The sequence below is a fragment of the Streptomyces sp. NPDC059201 genome, from assembly GCF_042754585.1.
Taxonomy (GTDB): domain Bacteria; phylum Actinomycetota; class Actinomycetes; order Streptomycetales; family Streptomycetaceae; genus Streptomyces.
Genome location: NZ_JBHZBB010000009.1, coordinates 126,813 through 153,080, shown reverse-complemented (window position 1 = coordinate 153,080; position 26,268 = coordinate 126,813). Strand labels below are relative to the sequence as shown.

20 protein-coding genes and 1 tRNA gene are annotated in these 26,268 nt (G+C 73.0%); 9 read left to right on the top strand and 12 right to left on the bottom strand.

The window, feature by feature from the left end; translation table 11 throughout:
- Positions 1-82: 82 nt before the first annotated feature.
- Complete coding sequence (locus tag ACFXMG_RS27070) at positions 83-1,504, bottom strand: NarK family nitrate/nitrite MFS transporter (RefSeq protein ID WP_383825020.1); 1,422 nt, start codon at positions 1,502-1,504, stop codon at positions 83-85.
- Positions 1,505-1,857: 353 nt separating this feature from the next.
- Complete coding sequence (gene nirB / locus ACFXMG_RS27065; RefSeq protein ID WP_383825022.1) at positions 1,858-4,677, bottom strand: nitrite reductase large subunit NirB; 2,820 nt, start codon at positions 4,675-4,677, stop codon at positions 1,858-1,860.
- Between the two features lie 300 nt (positions 4,678-4,977).
- Here nirB and ACFXMG_RS27060 point away from each other — a divergent pair, with 300 nt between their 5' ends.
- The 3 genes from ACFXMG_RS27060 (at position 4,978) to ACFXMG_RS27050 (ending at position 7,813) form a co-directional block, all read left to right on the top strand.
- Complete coding sequence (locus tag ACFXMG_RS27060) at positions 4,978-5,709, top strand: sirohydrochlorin chelatase (RefSeq protein ID WP_383825024.1); 732 nt, start codon at positions 4,978-4,980, stop codon at positions 5,707-5,709.
- 98 nt (positions 5,710-5,807) lie between these two features.
- On the top strand, positions 5,808-6,893 hold the full coding sequence (locus ACFXMG_RS27055) for a P1 family peptidase (RefSeq protein ID WP_383825027.1): 1,086 nt from the start codon (positions 5,808-5,810) through the stop codon (positions 6,891-6,893).
- 143 nt (positions 6,894-7,036) lie between these two features.
- Positions 7,037-7,813, top strand: coding sequence for a DUF6227 family protein (locus ACFXMG_RS27050; RefSeq protein ID WP_383825029.1), 777 nt, complete (start codon positions 7,037-7,039; stop codon positions 7,811-7,813).
- Between the two features lie 40 nt (positions 7,814-7,853).
- Here the strand turns inward: ACFXMG_RS27050 and ACFXMG_RS27045 are convergent, their stop codons facing one another.
- Positions 7,854-8,915 (bottom strand): glycosyltransferase, encoded by a 1,062-nt coding sequence (locus tag ACFXMG_RS27045; protein WP_383825032.1) that lies wholly within the window; start codon positions 8,913-8,915, stop codon positions 7,854-7,856.
- A gap of 326 nt (positions 8,916-9,241) precedes the next feature.
- On the opposite strand from ACFXMG_RS27045, the gene ACFXMG_RS27040 reads away from it, so the two are divergent.
- Complete coding sequence (locus tag ACFXMG_RS27040; RefSeq protein WP_383825035.1) at positions 9,242-10,366, top strand: hypothetical protein; 1,125 nt, start codon at positions 9,242-9,244, stop codon at positions 10,364-10,366.
- Positions 10,367-10,436: 70 nt separating this feature from the next.
- Here the strand turns inward: ACFXMG_RS27040 and ACFXMG_RS27035 are convergent, their stop codons facing one another.
- Entirely contained in the window at positions 10,437-11,999 is a 1,563-nt protein-coding gene (locus ACFXMG_RS27035) for an MFS transporter (RefSeq protein WP_383825037.1), read from the bottom strand.
- Positions 12,000-12,060: 61 nt separating this feature from the next.
- On the opposite strand from ACFXMG_RS27035, the gene ACFXMG_RS27030 reads away from it, so the two are divergent.
- Positions 12,061-13,017, top strand: a complete 957-nt coding sequence (locus ACFXMG_RS27030) for a helix-turn-helix transcriptional regulator (RefSeq protein ID WP_383825040.1) — start codon at positions 12,061-12,063, stop codon at positions 13,015-13,017.
- Positions 13,018-13,113: 96 nt separating this feature from the next.
- Here the strand turns inward: ACFXMG_RS27030 and ACFXMG_RS27025 are convergent, their stop codons facing one another.
- Entirely contained in the window at positions 13,114-14,115 is a 1,002-nt protein-coding gene (locus tag ACFXMG_RS27025) for a sigma-70 family RNA polymerase sigma factor (RefSeq protein ID WP_383825042.1), read from the bottom strand.
- 442 nt (positions 14,116-14,557) lie between these two features.
- Here ACFXMG_RS27025 and ACFXMG_RS27020 point away from each other — a divergent pair, with 442 nt between their 5' ends.
- On the top strand, positions 14,558-15,565 hold the full coding sequence (locus tag ACFXMG_RS27020) for a questin oxidase family protein (protein ID WP_383825045.1): 1,008 nt from the start codon (positions 14,558-14,560) through the stop codon (positions 15,563-15,565).
- Between the two features lie 27 nt (positions 15,566-15,592).
- Here the strand turns inward: ACFXMG_RS27020 and ACFXMG_RS27015 are convergent, their stop codons facing one another.
- On the bottom strand, positions 15,593-16,381 hold the full coding sequence (locus ACFXMG_RS27015; RefSeq protein ID WP_383825048.1) for a dioxygenase: 789 nt from the start codon (positions 16,379-16,381) through the stop codon (positions 15,593-15,595).
- A gap of 123 nt (positions 16,382-16,504) precedes the next feature.
- Between ACFXMG_RS27015 and ACFXMG_RS27010 the strand changes: the two genes are divergently transcribed.
- Complete coding sequence (locus ACFXMG_RS27010; RefSeq protein ID WP_384119852.1) at positions 16,505-17,011, top strand: MarR family winged helix-turn-helix transcriptional regulator; 507 nt, start codon at positions 16,505-16,507, stop codon at positions 17,009-17,011.
- Between the two features lie 49 nt (positions 17,012-17,060).
- Here the strand turns inward: ACFXMG_RS27010 and ACFXMG_RS27005 are convergent, their stop codons facing one another.
- Entirely contained in the window at positions 17,061-18,626 is a 1,566-nt protein-coding gene (locus ACFXMG_RS27005) for an MFS transporter (protein ID WP_383817377.1), read from the bottom strand.
- A gap of 108 nt (positions 18,627-18,734) precedes the next feature.
- Positions 18,735-19,433 (bottom strand): TetR/AcrR family transcriptional regulator, encoded by a 699-nt coding sequence (locus ACFXMG_RS27000; RefSeq protein WP_383817402.1) that lies wholly within the window; start codon positions 19,431-19,433, stop codon positions 18,735-18,737.
- Between the two features lie 329 nt (positions 19,434-19,762).
- Between ACFXMG_RS27000 and ACFXMG_RS26995 the strand changes: the two genes are divergently transcribed.
- A complete protein-coding gene (locus ACFXMG_RS26995; protein WP_383817374.1) occupies positions 19,763-21,034 on the top strand; it encodes a M6 family metalloprotease domain-containing protein in 1,272 nt (423 codons plus the stop codon).
- Positions 21,035-21,064: 30 nt separating this feature from the next.
- Here the strand turns inward: ACFXMG_RS26995 and ACFXMG_RS26990 are convergent, their stop codons facing one another.
- Positions 21,065-22,702 (bottom strand): class I adenylate-forming enzyme family protein, encoded by a 1,638-nt coding sequence (locus ACFXMG_RS26990; RefSeq protein WP_383817371.1) that lies wholly within the window; start codon positions 22,700-22,702, stop codon positions 21,065-21,067.
- Between the two features lie 107 nt (positions 22,703-22,809).
- Here ACFXMG_RS26990 and ACFXMG_RS26985 point away from each other — a divergent pair.
- Positions 22,810-22,882, top strand: a tRNA-Arg gene (locus ACFXMG_RS26985).
- 71 nt (positions 22,883-22,953) lie between these two features.
- Here the strand turns inward: ACFXMG_RS26985 and ACFXMG_RS26980 are convergent.
- The 3 genes from ACFXMG_RS26980 to ACFXMG_RS26970 form a co-directional block, all read right to left on the bottom strand.
- Complete coding sequence (locus ACFXMG_RS26980; RefSeq protein WP_383817368.1) at positions 22,954-23,247, bottom strand: hypothetical protein; 294 nt, start codon at positions 23,245-23,247, stop codon at positions 22,954-22,956.
- 39 nt (positions 23,248-23,286) lie between these two features.
- Positions 23,287-24,066 (bottom strand): signal peptidase I, encoded by a 780-nt coding sequence (gene lepB, locus ACFXMG_RS26975; protein WP_383817365.1) that lies wholly within the window; start codon positions 24,064-24,066, stop codon positions 23,287-23,289.
- Positions 24,067-24,146: 80 nt separating this feature from the next.
- Positions 24,147-25,838, bottom strand: coding sequence for an MFS transporter (locus ACFXMG_RS26970; RefSeq protein ID WP_383817399.1), 1,692 nt, complete (start codon positions 25,836-25,838; stop codon positions 24,147-24,149).
- Positions 25,839-26,268: the final 430 nt, after the last annotated feature.

Genomic DNA, 26,268 nt, shown 5'->3' with positions numbered 1-26,268 from the left:
GCGGCGGGCCCTAGGTCCCTTTTCCGGGCATGCGGAAAGGCCCCGCCGTGGCGGGACCTTTCGCGCGGGTCGTCGGGGTGGGTCAGCTGGGGGCCTCGGCGCTCTTGCGGGCGTAGAACCACCAGGTCACGACCATGCAGCTGACGTAGAAGGCGACGAAGCCCCACATCGCGCTGGTGACGGCGACCGAGCCGAAGAGCGCCGGGATGAAGAAGAATCCGTAGGCGGCGATCGCGGAGGTGAAGCCGGTGACCGCGCCCGATTCCATCTCGGCCTGCTTGAGGGCCTTGGTGTATTCGGGGGTGCCTTCGGTGAGACCCTTCAGGTGGGTGCCGCGGAAGATGACCGGGATCTGGCGGAAGGTCGAGCCGTTGCCGATGCCGGAGAAGAAGAACGCGGCGAGGAAGCAGAAGAAGAAGCCGTAGAAGTTGCCGCCGTCACCGCCCGAGGGCAGGAAGTTGATCACGCCGATGATCGAGACGGCCATGCCGACGAAGGACAGGATGGTGACCCGGGCGCCGCCCCACTTGTCGGCGATCCAGCCGCCGGCCCAGCGGGCGAGCGCGCCCACGGCGGGGCCCATCCAGGCGTAGGTGGCGACCGAGTAGTCCGGGAAGGTGGTCTTGATCAGCATCGGCAGGGCCGCGGCGAAGCCGATGAAGGAGCCGAAGGTGCCGACGTACAGCCAGGTCATCAGCCAGTTGTGCTTGCGCTTGAAGATGATCTTCTGCTGCTTGAACGGGGTGGAGGCGACCTTCAGGTCGTTCTGGCCGAACCAGGCCACGGCGGCCAGGACCAGCACGACGGGGACCCAGACGAAGGCGGCGTTCTGGAGGTAGACGGGGGTGCCGTCGGCCTTGTGCTGGGCGGAGCCGATCGCGATCGTCGACCAGGTGATGACGATCGGGGTCAGCAGCTGCACGACGGAGACGCCGAGGTTGCCGAGACCGCCGTTGATGCCGGTCGCGCTGCCCTTCTTCGCCTTGGGGAAGAAGAAGCCGATGTTGGCGAGGGAGGAGGCGAAGTTGGCGCCGCCGATGCCGCAGAGCGCGGCGATGACGACCATCACCGTGTACGGGGTGGTCGGGTCCTGGATGGCGATGCCCAGCCAGATCAGCGGGACGATCAGGACGACCGTCGACAGGGCGGTGAACCGCCGCTGGCCGATCATCGGGCCGAGGAAGGTGTAGAGGATCCGGGCCGTGCCGCCGGTCAGACCGGGGATGGCCGTCAGCCAGAACAGCTGCGAGGTCGAGAAGCCGAAGCCGACGTCCTTCAGATTGGTCGCCGTGACGGACCAGACCTGCCAGACGACGAAGGCGACGAGCAGCGCCGGGACCGCGATCCACAGGTTGCGGTTGGCGACCTTCTTGCCGATCGACTTCCAGAAGAGCTCGTTCTCCGGCTCCCAGTCGGTGATCGCCCGGCCGGGGCGGTACTGCTCCGTGTCGTACGAGGCGGGTGTCCCGCCCGTGGTTCTGCTGTCCTGGACTACGGAACTCATGGCGCTTCCCTGACTTCCCTGACGTTTACGAGCCTGTTCGAGGCTTCTTCCTTGCCTTTCCAGGCTGCGCCTCGGGGTCGGGGTGTCGTCAGTGCCGATGGTCGCGACCGCGGGCGGGCCTAGGTCGGGTCCCGGGGCGGCCATTGGTCCCGGTGGGGGCGGGCCGGTCGGGCCATCGCACGCGCGCGCGTGCGTGTGTGCGGGGAAGGGGAAGGGGGGTGCCCCCGGGCCGGTACGGCGACCCCTGGAAGGGGTGTGGGGCCGTCGGACTCGGGCCGGGGGCAGTCTGGGGGCGTACCGGAGGTCGTACGAGAGGGGGGACGAGGTCGTACGGGACGGTGTACGCGCGCGTGTCAGGCGCCCGGCCGCTCCGGCGCGCCCGGCAGCTCCGGCACCGGCAGCAGCGGGAGGGAGACGTCCGGGTCGTCGAGGCTCGCGCCGGTCCGCAGGTCGAACTCCTGCTTGTGCATCGGGGAGGCCACCACCGGCACGCCGTCGCGGCGGCCCATGATGCCGTTCGCGATGACGTCGGCGCCCGAGTACGGGTCCCGGTTGCCCACCGCGTACACCGCGCCCTCCGCGTCCTTGAACAGCGCGGCCTCCGTCCCGTCCGGCAGCACCGCCGCCCGGCCGCGGCCCGGCTCCAGGAACTCGACGCCGGCCACGTGCCGTTCGAAGCGGGCGAGCGCCTCCGGGTCGGCCAGGACGGCCGCCCACTCGTCGCGGTACGCGGCCACGTGCCGGTCCATCTGCGCCTCCAGCTCCGCGCCGATGCCGAGCGAGTCCTCGATCAGCACCTCCTTGAGGTGCGCGATCCCGTCGCCGGAGCCGCCGAGCCGCTCCAGCCAGGCCGAGGTGCGCTCCAGGCGCTCGCCGGTCCGGAGGTAGTACATGAGGAAGCGGTCGATCAGGGCGAAGAGCTCGGCCGCCGACAGGTCGGAGGCGAGCAGGTCGGCGTGGCGCGGGGTGGCACCGCCGTTGCCGCAGACGTAGAGGTTCCAGCCGCCGGCGGTGGCGATGACGCCGATGTCCTTGCCGCGGGCCTCCGCGCACTCGCGCAGGCAGCCCGAGACCCCGCCCTTGATCTTGTGCGGGGCGCGCAGGCCCCGGTAGCGGAGCTCCAGGTCGATGGCGAGCTGCACCGAGTCGCCCTGCCCGAAGCGGCAGAACTTGGCGCCCACGCAGGACTTCACGGTCCGCAGGGACTTGCCGTACGCCTGCCCGGACTCGAAGCCGGCCGCGATCAGCCGGCGCCAGATGGCGGGGAGGTCCTCCTTGCGGGCGCCGAAGAGGTCGATCCGCTGACCGCCGGTGATCTTGCTGTAGAGGCCGTGGTCGCGGGCCACCTCGCCGATGACGATGAGCTGTTCGGCGGTGATCTCGCCGCCGGGGACGCGCGGGACGACGGAGTACGTGCCGTCCTTCTGGAGGTTGGCGAGGAAGAGGTCGTTGGAGTCCTGGAGCGCGGCCTGCTCCCCCTCCAGGACGTGCCGCAGGCCCAGTTCGGGGGCGAGGGCGCCGAGGACGTTGGCGACGACGGGCTTGCAGACGGTGCAGCCGGACGTCACGGAGCCGGAGCCGGAGCCGGAGCCGGAACCGGAGCCCCCGGCCCCGTACCGCTCCATCAGTTCGGTGAAGGAGCGGATGTGCTCGGTGCGGACCAGTTCGTACAGCTCCGGGCGGGTCAGCTCGGGGAAGTGCTCGCACAGGCCGCGCCGCTTCTCCACGCCGGCCGCGTCGAGGACGGCCTGGAGGGTGTTGACGCAGCCGCCGCAGCCCGTGCCCGCCTTGGTGCAGCGCTTGACGCCGCCGATGTCGGTGAGGCCGTGCTCGGCGATCGCCGCGCTGACCGCGCCCTTGGTCACGTTGTGGCAGGAGCAGACGACGGCGTCGTCGGGGAGGGCGTCCGCGCCGGGGAGCGCGGCGCCGCCGGCCGTCGCGGGCAGGATGAACGCCTCGGGCGGGGCGGGCAGCCGGCGCCCCGCGTGCGGCTTCAGGGAGCCGTACGCCTCGGCGTCGCCGACCAGGATGCCGCCGAGGAGCTGCCCTTCCGGGCCCAGGAGGAGCTTCTTGTAGACGCCCTCGCGGCCGTCCGAGAAGACGATCTCGGTCGCTTCCCCGCCGCCCGCGAACGGGTCGCCGAAGGAGGCCACGTCGGCGCCCATCAGCTTCAGCTTGGTGGAGGTGTCGGCGCCGGTGAACTCGGTCGTGCCGTCGCCCGCGAGCTGGTCGGCGACGGCCTCGGCCATCTGGTAGCCGGGGGCGACCAGGCCGTAGACGCGCCCGTCGGAGGTCTGGGCGCACTCTCCGATCGCGTACACGTACGGGTCGGTGGTCCGGCAGTGGGCGTCGACCGCCACGCCGCCGCGGTCGCCGACCGCGAGCCCGGCCTCGCGGGCCAGCCGGTCGCGGGGGCGGACGCCGGCCGAGAAGACGACCAGGTCGGTGGGGATCCGCTCGCCGTCCGAGAGCCTGAGCGCGCTGGTCAGGCCGTCGGGGCCGGTCTCCACCTCGGTCGCGCCGACGCCGGTGTGCACGGCCACGCCCATCGACTCGATGGTGGCCCGCAGGGCGGCCGCGCCGCCGTCGTCCACCTGGAGCGGCATCAGCCGGGGCGCGAACTCCACGACGTGCGTGGTGAGTCCGAGGGTACGCAGCGCACCCGCCGCCTCCAGGCCGAGCAGCCCGCCGCCGATGACGACGCCGGTCGAGGCGTGTTCGGCGTACGCGGTGAGCGCGTCCACGTCGTAGAGGGTGCGGTACGTGAAGCAGCCGAGGGCGTCGGCGCCGGGGATCGGCGGCACGAAGGGGTACGAGCCGGTGGCGAGCACGAGCGCGTCGTAGGCGACGACCGCGCCGGAGGTGGTGGTGACGGTCCGGGCGGCGGTGTCCACGTGCTCCGCCGGGTCGCCGAGCCGCAGGTCGATGCCGTGCGCGGCGAGGAACTCGGGGGTGGACAGGCTCAGCTGGTCCGGTTCGGTCCCGGCGAACACGGAGGAGAGGTGCACCCGATCGTACGCGGGGACGTCCTCCTCCGCCAGGACGGTGACCCGCCATCCCGGCGCCCCGGGCTCCGCCGGACCGGCCAGCGCGCCGCGCTCGGCCAGCGCCTCCAGGAGCCGGTGACCGACCATGCCGTGGCCGACGAGGACGAGGGACGGGCTGGAGGACATGGTGGCTCCGGGGGTGGGGGCTGATGGGAACTCCGCACCTTCGACGTTAGGACGGCCGGGGGTGGCCTCCGCCCCGGGAAAGGCCCGAGGAGAGGGGACTTGTGGCCCTCGCGGCGGGGCCGAACGGCGGGGGTGGGGGCGGGGGCGCGGGCCCTAGCGTGGTGGTACGGGTCCGGGCGGCGTACGACACCGCGGCGCGGACCCTCCCGCCGGGTCTCCCGGGGCCGGTGCACCCCCGGGAGCCACGGCGGAACGGCGGGCGGATCCAGAGACGCTGGGCGCTCGGAAGCGAGGTGCGGGATGTGGGAGCGGGAGCGGGCGGGTGAGCGGGAGCGTGCGCTGGTGCTGGCGGTGCACGGGAGCGCGCTGCCCGGGGCCGGTGCCGTCGTCGAGCGGCTGGCCGGGAGGGTACGGCGGCTGACGGGCGCGCCGGTCCTCGTGGGCCACCTCGACCACCAGGCGCCGTCGCTGCCGGACGTGCTCGCCGGCCGGCCCGGCGCCGTCGTGGTGCCGCTGCTGCTGGGCGACGGCTACCACCGGACCGTGGACGTCCCGGCCGTCGCCCGGCGCTTCGCGTGCGCCGTGACGCCGGGGCTGCGCGGTGAGTCCGCCGTGTCGCTGGCGCTGTACGAGCGGCTGCGCGCTACCGAGCGGGCGGCGGGCGGGCCCGCGGACGCGGTCGTCGTCGCGGGCGCCGGCTCGTCCCGGCCGGGCGGGAACGACGGGACCCTCGCCGCGGCGGAGCAGCTCGGGCGCCTCCTCCCGGTCCCGGTGACCGTCGCGTACTGCTCGGCGGCCTCCCCCGCACCCGCGGAGGCGGTCGCACGCGCGCGTGCGGCGGGATTCCGGCGGGTCGCCGTGGCGGCGCACCTGCTGGCGCCGGGCCGCTTCACCCGGGCCCTGGACGGGCTCCCGGACGCGTACGCCGTGTCGGCGCCGCTCGCGGACCACCCGCGGCTGGCCCGGCTGGTGGCGGCCCGCTACGAGGCCGCGCCCCCGCTGCCGGTGCCGGTGCCGCTCCGCGCGGCGTGACGAGCACCCCGACCCGGACCTACCAGGCCGCCCCGCCGCTCCTCAGCAGGCCCGCCGCTCCTGAGGTAGGAACCGGACTCCTGAGGTAGGAAGGGGACATGACAGCTCCTGCGTTCTCCCCCGACGGTCTCACCGACGTGCCCGGTGTCCGGGTGGGCCACGCGCGCGTGGCGGGGCCGGGGGCCCTGTCGGGCACGACGGTCGTCCTCGCGCCCGAGGGCGGCGCGGTGGCCGCCGTGGACGTACGCGGCGGGGGCCCCGGCACGCGCGAGACGGACGCTCTCGACCCGAGGAACGTGGTCCAGCGGATCGACGCCCTCGTCCTGACCGGCGGCAGCGCCTACGGCCTGGAGTCCGCCGCCGGGGTGATGGCGTGGCTGGAGGAGCGCCGCCGGGGGGTGCGGGTGGGCCCCGACCCGGCGCACGTGGTGCCGGTCGTGCCCGCCGCGTGCGTCTTCGACCTGGGCCGGGGCGGCGACTTCTCGGCCCGCCCGGACGCGGCCACCGGCCGGGCCGCGGTGGAGGCCGCGGCGGCGTCCGGGGACCACGCGCGCGTGGCGACGGGCGCGGTCGGCGCGGGCACCGGGGCGGTGGTGGGCGGGCTGCGCGGTGGCGTCGGCACGGCGAGCGCCCGTCTGGAGTCGGGGATCACGGTCGGCGCGCTGGTGGTGGTGAACGCGGTCGGCTCGGCCCTCGACCCGGCGACCGGCGTCCTGTACGGCGGTCTCTTCGAGGACGGCGCCTTCGCCGAGGGTCTGCCCGCCCGCCCGCCGCGCGCGGTGCACGAGGCGGCGGCCCGGCGGCTCGCGGAAGCCCGTACCGCCTCCGGGCGGCCCCCGCTGAACACCACCCTCGCGGTGGTCGCCACGGACGCGGTCCTGACCCGCGCCCAGGCCCAGAAGGTGGCGGGGACGGCGCACGACGGCATCGCCCGCGCGATCCGGCCGGTGCATCTGATGAACGACGGCGACACGGTCTTCGCGCTCGCCACCGGCGCCCGCGAGCTGCCCGCCGAACCGGGGCCGCTCGCGCTGAACGAGGTCCTGGCGGCCGGCGCCGACCTGGTGACCCGCGCGATCGTCCGCGCGGTCCTGGCGGCGCCCGCCGGGCAGCGCGGCCCGGGCGGCGACTTCCCCTCGTACGGGGAGCTGTACGACCCCGCCGGCGACTGGTACTCCCGGTAACAGCAAGGGAGTTGAGAAGTCGGCGGTGGGCGGGAACTTCCGTCGCGGGCCCCTCGTTTTCCGTAACCCCGACCCCGTTGTCGGACCCAGGGACTACGTTAAGCAAGCACCAAGTGACATGCGGCGACGGCCTGGAGACCCTCTTGAACGATCCGCGGGATCACCACGATCCGTACGAGACGACCGAGACGCACGTCGAGCGGCTTCTCGGCCGGGCGCTCAACTCCTTCGACCTGCCCGACGCGATGGTGGAGCGCCTGGAGTCGGCGCTCGCCCACTCCACCGCGCTGCACTCCTCGCACCACAGCTCTTCGCTCAACCGCAGCACCTACCGCCACACCTACCTGCTGTCCGACGGCAGCGCCCTCGTCCTCTGGGAGCTCGCGCACAACGCGGGCCGGGACGGCGCGGAGCAGCACGAGCTGTACGCGGAGGAGGCGGAGGTGCGGCTCGCCGCGTCCCGGCTGCCCGCGGGCCCGCTGCCGGAGTGGACCGTGGAGCGCGCCGACGGGCGCCCTCTGGAGGAGGACGACGACCTGGCGGCGCTCAGCGCGCTGCTGGCCCGTCCGATACCCGCCCAGCCCCGGATGTACGTGCCGGACAACTCGGCGGACCACGCCCGCCGCGTCCTGCGCCGCGCGGAGAACGCGGACCGGCCCGCCGAGCGGACCGCCCGCCGGCTGCGGATCGCCTTCGCCCACCACATCACGCAGGTCTTCGGCCGCAACTGCCCGGTGGAGGGCGGCCGGGACGCCGGCTTCACCCTCTACGAGCACCAGTTCCTGCTGCTCGACGGCGCCGAGCTGAGCCTCTGGGAGGTCGAGCACACGGCCACCCCGGACGGCCGGCACATGTGCGAGGTGTACGAGTCGGAGGCGGCGGCCCGCGGGGCGATGGAGGCCCGCTCGCGGGTCCGCTGAGCCCCCGTCACGGGGGACGGCCGCCGCCGGGCGTGCCGGCTCAGACCTGGGCCGGCACGCCCAGCACGCGTACCGCGAACTCGCGGTTGGCCAGGGTCTGCTCGCGGTACGGCGCGGGCAGGTCCGGCAGGCCGAGGAGGCGGTCGCAGGCGGCGAGAGAGGCCGTGTGGTCGCCGACCCAGTAGGCGGTGATCGAGTACTCGAAGAGCAGCCCCCAGCGGTACACCCACGGCTGGAGGAAGAGCAGGTCGTCGGCGGGCGCGGGCCGGTCGAGGACGGCCGACACCAGGGCGTGCGCGGCGTGGTGCCGGCCGTCCCTGCGGAGCCGTGAGGCCAGTTCGTACACCGCCTCCAGGCGCTCCGGGCGGGCCTCCCAGGCGCGTACCAGCGCGTCCTGTCCGGCCGCCCAGTCGCCGGCCTCGGCGGCCAGCACCCCGGCCTGGAGCAGCGCGTAGTACACCTCCTCGCCCCAGCCGCCCATGGCCGCGCGCCGCTCGTAGAGCCTGATCGCCTCCCTCGTACGGCCCATGTCCCGCATGGTCTGGGCGAGGTAGAAGACCGTCCGCGGATTGCCCGGGTCGCGGACGAGCTCGGCGCCGAGCAGCCGGGCGTCGCGCTCGAACTTGTCGTGCCGGGAGCCGCCGTCGGCGTGGTCCTCGATGACCAGTGCGTCCAGGTTCCGCTGCTCGTGGTCGCGGTCGGCGGTCAGGTACTCGTGCGTGACGCCCTCGTACCGCCACGGCAGCCCCGCCCGTACCAGGCGCTTGATCCGGTACTCCAGCGCGCCCTCGTGGCGCAGCATGTACGCGTCGGCCGTCAGCTCCGGCAGCGGCCCGTCCTGGCGCAGGACGTGGTCGGCGTCGAGGAGCAGCAGGAAGTCGGCCCCGCGGGCCCGGGCGCGCGCGATGTTCAGGCTGCGGTTGTGCCCGAAGTCCACCCAGGGCTCCTCGACCAGCTCCCCCGGGACCCCCGCGAGGGCCTTCCTGACGAGGTCCTGGGTGCCGTCGGTGGAACCGGTGTCGGAGATGACCCAGGTGTCCACGAGGTCTCGGACGGAGGCGAGGCACCGCTCGATGACCGAGGACTCGTTCTTGACGATCATGCACAAGCAGAGGGACGGCCGCATGGCAACACCACTTCTCGCGGTTCGGTCGGGGGGCGACGGTAGGCACGGCCCGGTGGGGGCCGGTGGGCGGCGCGCCGTCAGGGGGTTCCACGTTCGCCATCGCGTACGCATCCATTCGGCTTGAGCCGCTACGCCATGGCGCTGAGAGCGCCCCCGAACCCATCAAGGCTTCGCGGAAGCGACCCGATGAACCGATGGGAAGTTCATCCCATGATCCCGAGCCGGGCGATGTTCCCGTACGGATCCCCCCACCGGCACTCGCGCCGGCGCCGCCCGGCGCCGGCGGAGGAAGGAGCCCTCTCATGCGTCCTGACCCCAGGACCCGGTCCCCGCTCGGCCCGCTGCCCCGGCGGCGCGCCTGGGTCGGCGGCGGCGCGCTCGCCTCGGTCGCGCTCGTCCTCACCGGCTTCGCGCCCACCGCCTCGGCGTGGGGCACCCCGCAGGCTCCGGCCCCGGACGCGGCGGTGTCGAACCCGATGACGGGCTGCAAGCCCCGGGCCCTGCCCGGCTCCCCGTCGACCTCCGCCCTGGAGGACTTCCTGGCACAGCAGGCCGTGACGGAGGACCCGAGGACGGGCGGCGGCGGCTGCAAGGGCCCGACGGGCCCCACCGGTCCCACCGGCCCCAAGGGCCCGCCCGGCCCCAAGGGCCCGAAGGGCAACACCGGCGCGACCGGAGCGACCGGCCCGACGGGCCCGAAGGGCGCGACGGGGGCGACGGGCCCGAAGGGCGCGACGGGAGCCACTGGGGCGACGGGCGCCACGGGTGCGACTGGTGCGACGGGTGCGACGGGTGCGACGGGTGCCGACGGCCCGGCGGGCCCCGCAGGTGAAACCGGCGCCACAGGCGCCACCGGCGCCACAGGAGCCACGGGAGCGACCGGAGCAACAGGAGCCACCGGCCCCGACGGCCCCGCAGGCCCCGCAGGCCCCGCAGGTGAAACCGGCGCCACCGGCGCCACAGGAGCAACCGGCGCCACAGGAGCGACCGGCGCAACCGGTCCCACCGGCCCCACCGGCCCCACCGGCCCCTGTGTCGACATCGACACCTACAGCCCGTCCAACTCCGAGGACTTCCAGGCCGCGCTCTACGGCGGCAGGGCGTACGTCGGCAAGGCGAACGTGCCTGGTGGCGGGATCGAGTGGCAGGACCTGACGAACACGACGGCGTCCAACCCGGACGTGGACCCGGTGAACCCCAACTACCCGGCGGACGCCTGCGGCATCGCCATCGAGGCGCAGGGCAACGACGCCTTCGTCAAGGTGATCACCCCGTCCGGGGCCGTCTGGCAGACCCACGGCGACATCATGGGCAACACCTTCGTCTGGGACGAGGGCTGGGTCCAGCAGTCGACCCCGATGCCCGACGTGATGCGCGCGGCGGAGTTCAAGGGCGACCTCCGCCACCGCGGCGCGGTCAACCGCTAGCGGCATGACGAAGGGCCCCGGTCGCGCGACCGGGGCCCTTCGCGCGGCACTCCGCGGCACTCAGCGGCACTCAGCGGGTGAGCGCGGGCTCCTTCTCCACCGTGCCCGGCTCGTCCCCGTCCTCGTCCTCGTCCACGCCGCCCTCCAGGTGCTGCTTGGGCTTGGCGGGCAGGGCGAACATCACCAGGAAGATGCCGGCGAGGACCACCGCGGCCCAGCCGAGGGAGTTGCGGAAGGCGTCGGCGAAGGCGTCCGCCACCTGCGCCGGGGCCCGCAGCGGACCCCGGTCGTCGACGATGCCGAAGAAGACCACCGACACCAGGCCCAGACCGATCGCGTTGCCCATCTGGCCCGTCGTGTTGATCAGGCCGGACGCCGAGCCCGCGTGCTCCTTCGGGACCTCCGAGAGCACCGCGTCGGTCAGCGGCGCCACGATCAGGCCCATGCCGAGACCCATCACGACCAGCGCGGGGACCATCTGCCAGGGCGAGATCTCCGCCCCGTACCGTCCCGCGAGGAAGAAGTAGAGCAGGATGCCCGCGGCCATCGTCAGCGCGCCCGCCTGGAGCACCTTGCGGCCGAAGCGCGGCACGAGCAGCTGGACGGACATGCCGGCGGCCATGGAGACGGCGATCGAGAACGGCACGCCGGTCAGACCCGCCTTGAGGGCGGTCCAGCCGAGGCCGATCTGCATGTAGAGCGTCCACACCAGGAAGAAGATGCCGAGCACGATGCCGAAGGTCAGCTGCACGGCGATGCCCGCCGCGAAGGACTTCACGCGGAACAGCGACAGCTCGACCAGCGGGGAGCCGTCCTTCTTCGTCTTGTACCGCTCGTAGGCGACGAGGACACCGAAGACGACCGGGCTGGCCGCCATCATCAGGTGGCCCCACAGCGGCCAGTCCAGCTCACGGCCGCGGGTCAGCGGGTAGATCAGCAGGAGCAGCGCGGCGGTGACGAGCAGGACGCCGACCAGGTCGAGCCGGAGCGCCTTCGGCGCCTTCGACTCGGTGATGTACTTGCGGCCCAGCAGCAGGGCGGCGATGCCGACCGGCAGGTTGATCAGGAAGATCGGCCGCCACTCCAGACCCGCGATGTTCCACTCCGTGAGGAGCGCGCCGAGCAGCGGGCCGGAGACCGCGCCCAGACCGACGATCGCACCGAACAGGCCGAAGACCTTGCCGCGCTCGTGCGCCGGGAAGGTGACGTGCACGATCGACAGCACCTGCGGCACCATCATCGCCGCCGCCGCGCCCTGGAGGAGGCGGGAGGCGACCAGCATCTCCGGGTTGGCGGCGAAGCCGCAGAGCGCGGAGGCGATCGTGAAGCCGGCGGTGCCGAGGAGGAAGAGCCGCTTGCGGCCGTAGATGTCGCCGAGGCGTCCGCCGGTGATGAGACCGGCGGCGAAGGCGAGCGCGTAGCCGGCGGTGATCCACTGGATCGCGCCGAAGCCGGCGCCGAGGTCGTGCTCGATGCTGGGGATCGCGATGTTCACGATCGTGGCGTCGACCAGGTCCATGAAGGCGGCCGTCATGACGATGGCCAGGGCGATCCAGCGCCTGCTGTCCCCCGTGGTGCTGTCCCCCGTGGTGCTGTCCGCCCCCGTGGCGGCGTCGGTCTCGTGTGCGTTCATAGGAGGACCATAAAAGCCATCTAGGTCAGATGGAGTCCTAATTCGGTCTCATGCTGGTGACATGACGGACACCCCGGCACGACTCCTGAATCTGCTCTCGCTCCTCCAGACCCCGCGCGAGTGGCCCGGAAGCGAGCTCGCCGACCGGCTCTCGGTCTCCCCGCGCACGATCCGCCGCGACATCGACCGGCTCCGGGACCTCGGCTATCCCGTCGAGGCGACCAAGGGCGCGATCGGCGGCTACCGGCTCGTCGCCGGTACGGCCATGCCTCCGCTGCTCCTCGACGACGAGGAGGCCGTCGCCATCGCCGTCGGCCTCCGGGCCGGTGCCGGCCACGCCATCGAGGGCGTCGACGAGGCGTCCGTACGGGCCCTGGCCAAGCTGGAGCAGGTGCTGCCGGCCCGGCTGCGGCACCGGGTCTCCACCCTCCAGAACGCGACCCTGCCGCTGACCCGGGGCGACGGCGCCACCGTCGCGCCCTCCACCCTGACGGCCCTCGCGGGCACGGTGACCGGCCGCGAACGGCTCCGGTTCAGCTACCGGGCGGGCGACGGCGCGGAGTCGAAGCGGCTGGTGGAGCCGTACCGGCTGGTGTCGACGGGAAGCCGCTGGTACCTGGTGGCGTACGACCTCGGGCGCGAGGACTGGCGCACTTTCCGCGTCGACCGCGTGACCGACCCGCTGGCGACGGGGGCGCGCTTCACGCCCCGGGAGCTGCCGGAGGGGGACGAGGCGGCCTACCTCGTGCGCTCGATGACGCGGGCGCAGGGCGAGGTGGACCTGGACGTCGAGTTCGCCGCGCCGGCGGAGTTCGTGGTGGCCCGCCTCCCCGCGCACCTCGCCCCGGTCGCGACCGGCCCCGACAGCTGCCGGCTGCGCGCCCGCGTCACCGACTCCGTCGAGTGGATCGCCATCCGGCTGGCGGTGATGGACGCCCCCTTCAAGGTCCGGGCGCCCGAGTCCCTGCGCACGTACATCCAGGACCTGACGGGCCGGCTCACGGCCGCCGTGGACTGACCCGGGGCGGCGATGAGGGGAGGGACCCTATGGCGAGGGGAGGGATCCCTTGTACCGGTGTACGGGATCCCTCCCCTCGTCCTTGCCGGACACGCGCTACGCCACCGCGTCGAAGCCCGTGTCCCGTGCCATCTTCTTCAGCTCCAGCAGCGCGTGCTTCTCGATCTGCCGGATGCGCTCGCGGGTGAGGCCGTGCTCCTTGCCGACCTCGGTCAGCGTGCGCTCGCGCCCGTCCTCGATGCCGTACCGCATCCGGATGATGGAGGCCGTCCGGTTGTCGAGCTTGTCGATCAGGTCGTCGAGCTCCTCGCTGCGGAGGAGGGTGAGGACGGACTGCTCCGGCGAGATCGCCGACGTGTCCTCCAGGAGGTCGCCGAACTGCGTCTCGCCCGCGTCGTCGACCGACATGTTGAGCGAGACCGGGTCGCGCGCCCAGTCCAGGACGTCCGTGACCCGCGCCGGCGTCGAGCCCAGCTCCTCCGCGACCTCGGCGGCCTCGGGCTCCCGCCCGTGCTCGCGGTTGAACTCGCGCTGGACCCGCCGGATCCGGCCCAGCTCCTCCACCAGGTGGACGGGCAGGCGGATGGTGCGGGACTGGTCGGCGATGGACCGGGTGATGGCCTGGCGGATCCACCACGTGGCGTACGTGGAGAACTTGAAGCCCTTCGCGTAGTCGAACTTCTCGACGGCGCGCACCAGGCCCGCGTTCCCCTCCTGGATCAGGTCGAGCAGGGGCAGGCCGCTGCGCGGGTAGCGCCGGGCCACGGCCACGACGAGCCGCAGGTTGGACTTGATGAAGAGGTCCTTGGCACGCTCGCCCTCGGCGGCCAGCGCCTCGAGCTCCTCGCGGGTCGCCCCGCCCGCCTCGGCCTCCACCTCGCCGTCGAGGATCTGCTGGGCGTAGACGCCCGCCTCGATGGTCTGGGAGAGCTCGACCTCCTTGGCGGCGTCGAGCAGGGGCGTGCGCGCGATCTCGTCGAGGTACATGCCGACCAGGTCGCGGTCGGCGATCTCCCCGCCCACGGCGCGAACGCTGCTTGCCCGGCCGTCCCCGCTCTTGGCGGCGGACTGACGACGGGCGACGGCACGGGTTGCCATGCGTGCTCCCTTGCTGAGTAGGTCGCGACACCCTTGCGGGTGCCCTGCATCCGACGGAAACAACGACCGGAATCGGGACAGAATTCCCAGGAGGCTCAGGATTTTCGCGATCATGCAGTATCCTGCGCGGCCATCGCCCCGCCCGGCGGCCCGCCGTCCGCACGGATCCGCAGGTCAGGGCCCACGAGTGGCACTCCGGAGCCTTCCCCGACCGCTCTGTCGGTGAGACGGTCGTCACATCCCCGACCGTCTGCCCCTTTCTCCTCTTACGACGCGGGGCGGCGGCGGGAAGTTGCCTCGCCTGTCGAGTCCACTGATCCTTCCGCCGAGTCCACTGATCCTTCCGGCGAGTGCGCGACCACCGGCGGAGGGGCCCTCCGCCCCCGGGTGTAGGTCCCGAGGCCGTTACGGGGCGGCTGCCCGGCGCCCTACCGTCCCTGCCATGGACACCACCGGCATCCTCGACGAAGCCCTCGAACGGCTCCACGCCAGCGGCCCCGAGCGGAACGGCTGGCTCACCAACCACGCGCCCATGGCCGTAGAGGCGCTGGCCCGGCACGGGCACTCCGCCGCCGTGCACCGCTGGCTGGACGTGTACGCGCCGAAGCTGGAGGAGGCGCCCGCGCCGTACGCCCCGGTCACCGCCGCGAACTGGCGGGAGGCGCTCGGCGATCCGGTCCGGATCACCGACTGGACCCGGTACTTCGCCCGCGAGCTGGCGGACCGGCCGTGGCGGGAGGTCCTCGCGGAGTGGTGGCCCCGACTGCTGCCCGGCATCGCGGGCGGGGCCACGCATCCGGTGATCCGCACCGGGCACGCCGTACGGACCCTGCTCTCGCCCGGCGCGGAGACGGCGCCCCGGCGGGCCGAGCTGGCGCACGCGCTCGGCTACTGGGCCGCCCGCCACCAGCCGCTGCCGCGGCTCGCCCCGCTGGCCGCCGCGCCGGACGCGGCCGCCGCGCTCGCCGCCGTACCGCTGGTACCGGACCAGGAGGGCGGGATCCGGGAGCGGCTGGCGCAGCTGACGGCCGTGCCCGTCTGGGGCACGGAGACGGAGCCCGAGACGGCGCGGGAGCGGCTGGCGGAGCTGGTGACGGCGGCCGTGCACCGGTACGCGACGCACGGGCACGGCGAGCCGATCATGCTGGTGCACGCGGCGACCGCGCCCAACGCCGTCCTGCGCGCCCTGCCGGCGCTGCCCCGCGCCCTGTGGGCGCCGAGCCTCGCGGCGGCCTGGTCGGCCTCGGCGGCGGTGACGGCCGCGTACACGCCACGGGAGGCCGCCGCGTACACGCCGACCGGGCTCGATCCGGCGGAGGTCTTCGCGCGGGCGGCGGCGCACGGCGACGACCACACGATCAAGTTCACGGACACCGCGCTGGACGTGGGTGGCGAGCTCGCGCTGGCGGCCGCGCTCCGCTCGGTGGAGCTGAACCCGCCGAAGTTGTAAAGGCTGCCCCGGGCCCCTGCGGGGGGCTCAGCCGAACTGGATGGATCGCTTCGCCAGGCCCATCCAGAAGCCGTCGATCACGGAGCGCTCGGCGTCGAGGTCGCCGGCCGCGTCCGCCGCGCCCATGGTGACGAAGAGCGGGGCGAAGTGTTCCGTACGGGGGTGGGCGAGGCGGCCGGCCGGGGACTTGTGCTCGAAGTCGAGCAGGGCGTCCACGTCCTGGGCGGCGAGGGCCTCGTACCCCCAGGCGTCGAACTCGGCCGACCAGCCCGGCACGCCGCCGCCGGTGTGGCGGAGGGCGGCGAGGTTGTGGGTGAAGAAGCCGCTGCCGACGATCAGCACGCCCTCGTCGCGCAGCGGGGCGAGCCTGCGGCCGATGTCCATGAGGCGGCGCGGGTCGAGGGTGGGCATGGAGATCTGGAGGACCGGGATGTCGGCGCCGGGGTACATCTCGACGAGCGGCACGTACGCGCCGTGGTCGAGGCCCCGGTCGGGGATGTCCTGCACGGGGGTGCCGGGCGAGCGGAGCAGCTTGCGGACGGCCTCGGCGAGGACGGGCGCGCCCGGGGCGCCGTACTGGACCCGGTAGTAGTGCTCGGGGAAGCCCCAGAAGTCGTAGACGAGGGGGATCGTCTCGGTGGCGCCGAGGGCGAGCGGGGCCTCCTCCCAGTGGGCGGAGACCATGAGGATCGCCTTGGGGCGGGGCAGGTCCGCCGACCAGGCGGCGAGCTCGCCGGGCCAGACGGGGTCGTCGGCGAGCGGCGGGGCGCCGTGGGACAGGTAGAGCGCGGGCATCCGTTCCTGCGTGGCGACCATGGTGACGCCTCCTCCTCCGGCAGACGTGTGAGAAGTTCTTGAAACTTCAAGCTGATGCATGCAGCCTAAACCTACATAGTTCAACTTTCAAGAACGGGTCGTACGATGGGTGGCATGGGAGAGATGGGTGCCATGGGAGACACGACCGAACCGCGCTGGCTCAGCGACGGCGAACAGCACGTCTGGCGCTCGTACCTCCACGCCACCACGCTCCTGGAGGATCACCTCGACCGCCAGTTGCAGCGCGACGCGGGCATGCCGCACGTGTACTACGGCCTGCTCGTCCAGCTCTCCCAGGCCCCGCACCGCCGGCTCCGCATGACCGAGCTCGCGAAGAGCGCCAAGATCACCCGCTCCCGGCTCTCGCACGCCGTCGCACGCCTGGAGAAGAACGGCTGGGTCCGGCGCGAGGAGTGCCCCTCCGACAAGCGCGGCCAGTTCGCCCTCCTCACGGAGGAGGGCGTGGAGGTGCTGCGGCGCACCGCGCCCGGACACGTGGCGGCGGTGCGCCAGGCGATGTTCGACCGGCTCAGCCCCGAGCAGGTCGAGCAGCTCGGCACGATCATGCGGGTGATGGCGGAGGGCCTGGAGCCGACGGACCCGGACGCGGACCTGCCCTGGCTCCGCTGAGCGAGTCGCTGAGCGGAGCCAGGGCAGGTTGTGGTTGCCGTCCGAAGGCTCAGTGCGCGATGACCGGCACCTTCACCTCGTCCTCGGCGCCCGCGCCGGAACCGGAACCGGATCCGGATCCGGCGACCACACCGGTCTCCGGCTTCCCGGTCGTGATCAGCACGGCCGCGATGGCGGCGGAGACGGCCAGGATGCCCACCGCCCACCAGATCGCGGCGGCGTAGCCCTCGACCATGCCCTGGAGCTGGACCAGCTTCTGGGCGGCCGGGGTGGTCGCGCCGGCCGCGTGGTCGACGAGGTACGCGGTCGTCGCCGAGGCGGCGATCGTGTTCAGCAGGGCCGTGCCGATGGCGCCGCCGACCTGCTGCGAGGTGTTGACCATCGCGGAGGCCACACCCGCGTCCTTCGGGTCCACGCCGTGCGTGGAGAGGGACATGGCCGGCATGAAGGCGGTGCCCATGCCGAGGCCGAGCAGCAGCTGCGCGGGCAGGATCAGCCCGGCGTACGAGGTGTCCACCGCGAGCTGCGTCAGGAGCAGCATGCCGACGGCGGCGGTCAGGAAGCCGGGGGCCATGAGCAGCCGCGGCGGGACCCGCGTCATCAGCCGCGTACCGATCTGCGTCGAGCCGATGATCATGCCCGCGATCATGGGCAGGAACGCGAAGCCCGTCTTGACCGGCGAGTACCCCTTCACGACCTGGAGGTAGTACGTCAGGAAGAGGAAGAGGCCGAACATCGCGATGACGGCGAGGCCGAGGGAGAGGTAGACGCCGCCGCGGTTGCGCTCGGTGAGGACGCGGAGCGGCAGCAGCGGGTTCTTCACCTTCGCCTCGACGAGCACGAAGGCGCCGAGCAGCACCACCGAGCCGACGAACATGCCGATCGTGCCGGCGTCGCTCCAGCCCTCGGACTCGGCACGGGTGAAGCCGTAGACGAGCGCGACCAGACCCAGGGTGGAGAGGATCACGCCGGGGATGTCGAGCGCGGAGCGGTTGCGGCCGCCGGCCGGCTCGCGGATCACGAAGTACGCGCCGACGGCGGCGACGATCGCGAACGGGATGTTGACGAAGAAGGTCCAGCGCCAGTTCAGGTACTCGGTGAGGAAGCCGCCGAGGATCAGGCCCACGGCGCCGCCGCCACCGGCGATCGCGCCGTAGATGCCGAACGCCTTGGCGCGCTCCTTGGCGTCGGTGAAGGTCACGGCGAGCAGCGAGAGCGCGGCGGGCGCGAGGAGCGCGCCGAAGGCGCCCTGGAGCGCGCGGGCCCCGAGCATCGTGGCCTCGCCGGTGGCGGCACCGCCGAGGGCGGAGGCGGCGGCGAAGCCGATCAGGCCGACGACGAAGGTGCGCTTACGGCCCCAGAGGTCGGCGATGCGGCCGCCGAAGAGCAGCAGACCGCCGAAGGCGAGGGCGTAGGCGGTGATGACCCACTGCCGGTTGCCGTCCGATATGCCGAGGTCCTGCTGGGCGGAGGGGAGGGCGATGTTCACGATGGTCGCGTCGAGCACGACCATCAGCTGGGCGAGGGCGATGAAGACGAGGGCCTTCCAGCGACCGGGGTCGGGCTGGAGGCCGGCCGTCGACCGTGCGGTCTCGGTCTCGGCTGTTTTGGGCATGGGTGTAGCCACCTCTTGGTGCGTACGGGAAGAAAAGGGACGTCCCGGGAAAGGAGAAGGTGAATCAGCGATCAGGAAAATCGGGAGATCGGGGCAGGCCGGGGGCCGTCACGCGTCGCGTCTCAGGTCCCCCAGGGTCGCCGCCGCCCCCGGCAGTACGGAGCGGGCGGGCGCCTCCAGGCCGTCGAGGAAGAGCTGGAGATGACGGTGGACGAAGGGGGCGAAGTCCTCGCAGCCGGTGCCCGGCAGCGGCCGGGTCAGCTGGGAGACACCGACCATCAGGTCGCCGACGCCGACGTCGGCGCGGAGCCGGCCGGCCTCCTGCGCCCGCCGGACGAGGCCCTCGACGGCCTCCTCCAGGCGTTCGCGCTCGACGACCAGGTCGGGGTGGTCCTTGTCGAAGGTGCCGTCGAGCATCGGGCACAGCGCGCCGACCCGCTCGTCGGCCGCGGCGAGCGCGAAGCGGCGCACGGCGCCGAAGGTGTCGGTCTCCTCGGCGGCCGCCCGCTCGGCCCGCTCGGTGAGCCGGGCGAGGAGCGAGAGGACGACCTCGTGGACGAGCTCGGGCCGCTCGGGGAAGTTCCGATAGAGAGTGGCGTTACCTACTCCGGCCCGCCGCGCGATCTCGTCGTACGGCACGGAGCAGCCGAACTCCACGAACATCTCGCGGGCCGCCGTCACCAGCCGCTCACGATTGCGCAGCGCGTCGGCACGGGGTCGGGGCACGCGGCGCGCGGGCGCGGCGGGCGTCGCGGGCGTCGCGGGCGCCGCGGGCGTCGCGGGCGCCGTCGCCTGAGCCGCCGACATCGCCGGCTCCACGCCCTCCACGGACACTTCTCCGTCGGTGCGGATCACGCCACGACCACCTCCTCAGCCTTCGGATCCATGAAGGAACTCCGGGAATCCGGCACTCCAGGGGATCCGGGGAAACACTCCCCACTTCATCGAACTCTCTCCTAAACGGGGAGGGAGTCCCCGCTTATTTCGACCCCGACTGTGACCTGGGTCACGTTCGACCCGCCGGGGGCGCATACCCACGATCGGTCCACCCGGCGCGCGCCCCCGCGCCACTCCGCACAGGCTGATCGCACGGCGCCCCACGCCGCTGACCTGGCCCCGACCGGAGAGGCGACCGCATGCAGCACACCCGCCGGCGGATACGCGGACCGGTCGCCCTCGCGGCGACCTCGGCCCTTCTGCTCACCGTGCTCGTCTCGGCGAGCACCACGCTCCCCGGGCCCGCCCCGGCCTCGGCGGGCCCGGTGGCCGCCGCGCCGGACACGACCCGGCTCGGACCGTGCCGCATCGCCACCACCATGGGTGTGCAGATGTCGGAAGGGCTGCCGACCGCCCCCGGGTACGCCCGCTCCACGGGCCTGGTCCGCGCCCTCACCCTCATGGTCGACTTCCCCGACGCGCGCGGCGAGGGCACGGCGATGTCCCGCTTCCGGGAGTTCTTCCCGCAGACCTCCGACTGGTTCCGGGTCAGCTCCTACGGCCGGCTCCAGTACAAGTCGGAGACCCCGATACCCGACTGGCTGCGGATGCCGCGGCCGTTCTCCTCGTACGGGATCGAGCGCGGCGCCCCGTACGAGCCGGGCTACCGCTCCTTCGTCGAGGACATCGTGAAGGCGGCCGACCCGAAGGTCGACTTCAGCGCCTACGACCTGGTCAACGTCCTGGTCACGCCGAACGCGGGCCCCTCCGCCCTCGACACCGTCCTGTCCGTGACCTTCTCCGGCAACGACGACGCGCCCTACGCCGACGGCGTCCCGCTCGCCAACACGTCCTTCGTCTACAGCCGCCAGGACGACGGCTCCGGCAGCTACGCCGAGACCGGCTACCGCGTCCTCCCCCACGAGAACGGACACGTCTTCGGCCTGCCCGACCTCTACACCGCCGAGGGCGGCGGCACGGTCGGGCACTGGGACATCATGTCCGAGGACTGGGGGGCCAACAACGACCTGCTCGGCTGGCACAAGTGGAAGCTCGGCTGGCTCGACAACGACCAGATCCGCTGCGCCTCCGCCACCGGCACCAGCGAGCACCTGATCACCCCGCTGGCCGTCCCCGGCGGCCCCAAGCTCGTCTTCGTCCCGCTCTCCGACACCACCGGCTACGCCGTCGAGGTGCGCACCCGCGAGGGCAACGACGAGGCGGTCTGCGAACCGGGCGTCCTCGTCTACCGCGTGGAGTCGGACGTGGACACCGGCCACGGCCCGGTGACGGTCGCCGACAGCGACCGCGCGAGCGGCGGCTGCACCCGCCGCCCCAACGTCCACGCCGAACTCTCCGACGCCCCCTTCCGCCCCGGCGAGACGTTCACCGACCGCACCCACGGCATCCGCATAGCGGTCCTGGACGAAGACACGACAGGCAACTACCGCATCCGCATAACCCGAAACTGACAACGCCCCCCGGCACCACCGACTTCCCCGTCAACCGAGGCCGACGACGGCCGCCTCCAGCAACTCCCGCAGCGGCCCCTTGAGCAGCTTCCCGGCCGGGTTCCGGGGCAGCTCTCCCTCCCGTACGAGGACGTGCACGGGCACCTTGAAGCCGGCGAGGCGCGCGGCGACGTGCGCCCGCAGCTCGTCCGCGCCGGCCGAGGCGCCCGCCCGGAGCCGTACGACGGCCCCGACCTCCTCGCCCAGCAGGGGGTGGGGCACCCCGACCACGGCCGCGTCGAGGACGTCCGGGTGTGCCTGGAGCACCCCCTCGACCTCGACGCAGTACACGTTCTCGCCGCCCCGGATCACCATGTCGGTGAGCCGGTCGACGATGAAGACGCGCCCCGCCTCGTCCACGCGGGCGAGATCACCGGTACGGAACCACCCGCCGGGCGCGAAGGCGGCGAGGGTCGCCTCCGGGTCCCCCCAGTACCCGCGGAACAGCGACTGCCCGCGCAGCCACAGCTCGCCGACCCCGTCCTCCCCGGGCGCCTCGATCCGCACCTCGGTGGCGGGCGAGGGCCGCCCGACGCTCCCCGGATGGTCCCGGTACTCGGCCCCGACATTGGCGAGGACCCCGCCGCAGGTCTCGGTGAGCCCGTACCCGTTCCGCGGCTCGATCCGCTCCCCGTACCCCTCCGCGAGCCCCCGGGTGATCCCGGGCGGCGCCGCGGCCCCGCCCGTACTCAGCAGCACGAGGCTCTCCAGCGGATCCCCGGCCTCCCGCGCGAGCGCGAGCAGCTGGAGCGCGGTGGTGGGCACCCCCGCGTAATGGGTGACGCGGTGCTCCCGGATGAGCTCCAGCGCCCGCGCGGGATCCCACTTCCGCATCATGACGAGCGTCCCGCCCCCCGCCATGACGGCGTAGAGCGAGGTGAAGGCGGCGACATGAAAGAACGGAAACGTCGTCAAGGACACGATCGGCGCCCCGCCCCCCGGCCGCTCCCCGCGCGCGAGGGCGGCCGCGGCGGCGAAGTACCGCGGATGGGTCGCGGCCCCGACCTGCGCGAGATGCGTGGCGACGGCCCCCTTGGGCCGCCCGGTCGTCCCCGACGTGTAGAAGATCGTCGCGTCGTCCTCGGGGGCCACCTCGACATCGGGCGGCCCGAGCAGCGGATCGTCGTCGACCTCGTACGCGGTGAACCCGCCCTCCGCCTCCCCCCGGAACACGATCCCCGGCACCCCGGCACGACGCGCCCAGGCCCGCACCCGAGCCACCCGCTCCCCATCCACCAGCAACACGCCCGGCGAACAATCCTCCAGCGCGTACGCGAACTCCTCCTCGCTCCACCAGGCGTTCAGCGGCACCACCACCAGCCCCGCCAGCTGAGCCCCCCAGAAGGCGACCTGCCACTCCGGCAGATTCCGCATCGCCACGACGACCCGATCCCCCGGCACAAGCCCGTACTCCCTAACGAGCCGCCGAGCCAGCCCACAAGCGGCATCGAAGAACCCCCGATAGGTAAGGACCTCCCCCTCCGACACCAGAAAAGCCCGCTCCCCAAACCCCCAAACGACCTCGACGAACTCCCGCAACGTCCGAGGCCCCCTCACATACACCCCACCCCCCACCTCAAACGGAGCCCCACCACAAGTCAGCTGCCCAACATCCCCACAACGCCCCACAAACCCTCCAACCTCACCCCCAACCCACCCCCGCGAAGCTATGCGCCCCCCACCCCCACCCACAACCCCACCCCACCACCCCCCATCCGCTAGGCTGTCCCCGCCCCGCCTCCGTAGCTCAGGGGATAGAGCACCGCTCTCCTAAAGCGGGTGTCGCAGGTTCGAATCCTGCCGGGGGCACATGTGTGAAGGACCCCTGCCGGGTTTGGCGGGGGTCCTTCCGTGTTCTCGGGCGGCTCGGGGGGGGGGGGCTAGTGGACCACCACGTTGTGGGCTGGGGTGATGGTGGGGTGGAGGTTGGGGTGGCCTAGGGCGGCGAGGATGGGGGCGAAGGTCTGGGCGTGGGTTTCCAGGGCTTCTGGGGTTTCCCAGACTTCCGTCACCCGGAAGCCGCCGTCGACCGGGCCCGCCGCGTGGGAGATGAGGCCCGGGTTCGGGAGGTCGGCGAAGCGGGTGAAGCCTTGGCCTTTGGTCACTTGGGCGATGACCTCTTCGTAGAGGTCCTGGCCGGCGCCTGGGAGGTCGAAGGTGACGATGATGGGCATGGGGGGCTGGCTCCTCGCCGTGCGTTGTGCCTAGTCGCGTCAGTTTTCGGGGGTCTTGAACGTGTCCGGGATCGGCAGCGTTGACCAGTGCGGGAGTGGCCAGGCCACTACGATCGCTCGGCCTACTACCTCCTTCTGGGGGAGCATGCCGCCCTGGCCGTCGTTCTGGTGGTAGCGGGAGTCCTGGGACTCCTGGCGGTGGTCGCCCATGACCCAGAGGTGGCCGGCGGGGACGGTGACCTTGAACTGGCCGCCCGCGTCGTTGCTGCACGGGGTGTTGCCGGCGTAGACGTACGGCTCGTCCAGGGGGACGCCGTTCAGCTTCAGGGGGCCCGTGCCCTCGCACTCGACCGTGTCGCCCGCGACGCCGATCACCCGCTTGATCAGGTGCTGCTCGCCCGCCGCGGGCATCAGGCCCACGAAGCCGAGGGCCTTCTGGACGGAGCTGGGCGGCTCCATCTCGTGCCCGGCCAGCCAGTCGGCGGGGTCGCGGAAGACGACCACCTCGCCGCGTTCGGCCTCCGAGCCGAACCAGGGGGTGAGCTTGTCGACCAGGACGCGGTCGTCCTCCTGGAGGGTGTTCTGCATGGAGCCCGAGGGGATCAGGAACGCCTGCACCAGGAAGGTCTTGATCAGGAAGGCCAGGCCCAGGGCCACCACGGCCAGAAGCGGGTACTCCACCCACGGGGAGAGGCGGCGCCTGCGCGGCGCGGGCGGGCCGGCCGCCTCCGGCGCCTCGGGGTCCGGCCTCGGTTCCGTCGCCACGTCTCCCGCGTCCGTCACGTCCGCCGACCCCGATTCAATTGGTTCCTGCCGCATGGGACGACCCTAGGGCCCCGGCGCCCGCCTGAGCAGTCCTCCGCCGCCCGCGCCCTCCTTATGAGTGACCGTCAGGGGCGTCAGCGGAGTTCCTGCGGGCAGGCCGTGCCGCGCGGGAACATCTTGTACGGGGCCGCCAGGCGGTACGTGCCCGCCTTGGGGGCGACCAGTTCCGTCCACTCGTCGCCCTCCTCGTCCGGCTCCGCCTTCACCAGGCAGCCGTTCTCGTTGGCGAAGACCTTCGGGAGCTCCTCCGCCCCCGGCTCCTCCCGGGCCAGCTTCGACGCCTCCGTCTCCTGCGGGGGCTCCACCTTGCCGCCGTTCCCGTCCATCAGCGCCAGCCACGGCGAGTAGGGGACACGGATCTTCACCCGGGCCGGGCGGTCGAGGTGGAGGACCACCTCGTTCTCGGCGGCGCGCTCGACCTGGGCCGGCGCGTCGGCGAGCGGCGTCGCGTCGGTGACCTCGTACAGCCGCCAGTTCGCGTCCGCCCACACCTGGTTCAGGTACGGCAGGCCCTTCGCCACGAGCTCCGCCTCGCGCTCCGCGCCCGAGTCGGGGGCGCCGGTCGGGAGGACGACGTACCGCACGGCCCAGCGGTGGAGCCACTCGCGGTAGTTCACGGCGTTGAGGGTGTCGTCGTAGAAGAGCGGGTTGCGCTCCATGTCCGCCTGGCGGTTCCAGCCGCGCGCCAGGTTGATGTACGGGCTGAGCGCCGAGGACTCGCGGTGGCTGGAGGCCGGGACGACCTCCACGCGCGCCTTGCGGGCCTCGCGCACCTGGAGCTGGTTGATCAGCGGGGCCACCTCGAAGGCCCAGGAGGCGTCCGGGCGGGTGCGGATCACGTCGTCGACGCCCTTGAAGCCGATCCAGGAGTTCAGGCCGAGGATGGCGACGACGAGTGCGTACCAGCGCCGCGAGCGCGGGCGCGTGTACGGCAGCGCCGCCAGCAGCACCACGCCCGCGAAGAGCATCGGGAGCCGCGAGATGTTCGAGCCGATCTGCGAGTCGATCAGCCAGGTCAGGAAGGTGCCGACCGTGTAGCAGGCGGCGGCCGTGCGGACCGTCCGCCAGTCCCTCGGTACGAGGACGAGCACGAGGAGCCCGAAGAGCAGCGGCAGCGCCGTCGAGCCGAAGGCCATCGGCTGCGTGCCCGAGAAGGGGAAGAGCCAGGAGGAGACCGCGACAACCGCTACGGGGGCGAGGCCGATGGCGTACGCGCCCGGCCTCCGCTTGTTGAGGAAGAGCGCGCCGGCCACGACCCCGAGGAACAGGCCCGCGACCGGGCTGCACGCCGTCGCGAGCCCGGCCAGCGGAGCCGCCACCGCGGCCTTCGCCCAGCGCTTGCGGCGCCAGCGGTGCGGCCAGCAGAAGACGGCGGCGACCGCGCCGACCGCGAACATCATGCCGAGGCCGAAGGTCACCCGGCCCGACAGCGCGTTGCAGAGGAAGGCGAAGACGCCCGCGAGCGCGCAGGCCATCGGGTTCCGGACCGCCGGCACCCGCACCAGGATCAGCGCGGTCAGGGCGGCGGAGAGCGTCCCCGCGATCATCATCGTCGACCGGACGCCGAGCACCGACATCACGTACGGCGAGATCACGCTGTACGAGACCGGGTGCATGCCGCCGTACCAGGCCAGGTTGTACGCGGAGTCGGGGTGCCGCCCGACGAACTCGGCCCAGGCGTCCTGCGCCGCGAGGTCGCCGCCGCTGTTCGCGAAGTAGAAGAACCACAGCACGTGGAGCAGCGCGGCGACGCCCGTCGCCACCATCACCGGGTAGCGGCGCTTGCGCCGCCGCGGCGCGGGCGCGGACGGGGTCTGCGGCTGGGGCGAGGTCCGCTCGGGGGCGGAGCGCTGGTTCGGGAGCACTATTCGCGAAGGTGAACCGGGAGGGGGTGTGGGAGGGGTGGGAGACACGGGGGAGGCGGGGGACGCGGTCTGGGTGACCGTGGCCTCCTCCTGAGTGCCATCCTGCGTGACGTCCGCCTCTGCGTCCTGCGGGGAGCGCGTACCCCCGGCGGGCGGTATGGTGCCCGAGCCTGAGTCCGGCCCGGTGTCGCGCCCTGCTTCCCGTCCTGCGTCCCGCCCTGTGTCCTGCTCGGGGAGGGGCGCGGCGGCCGTGCTGCGGCTCGCGCGTGTCGGCTCGACGGTGGTCACTGCGGCCCTTTCCCCTGCTGCTTCCCGTGGTGCTTCTCGTACT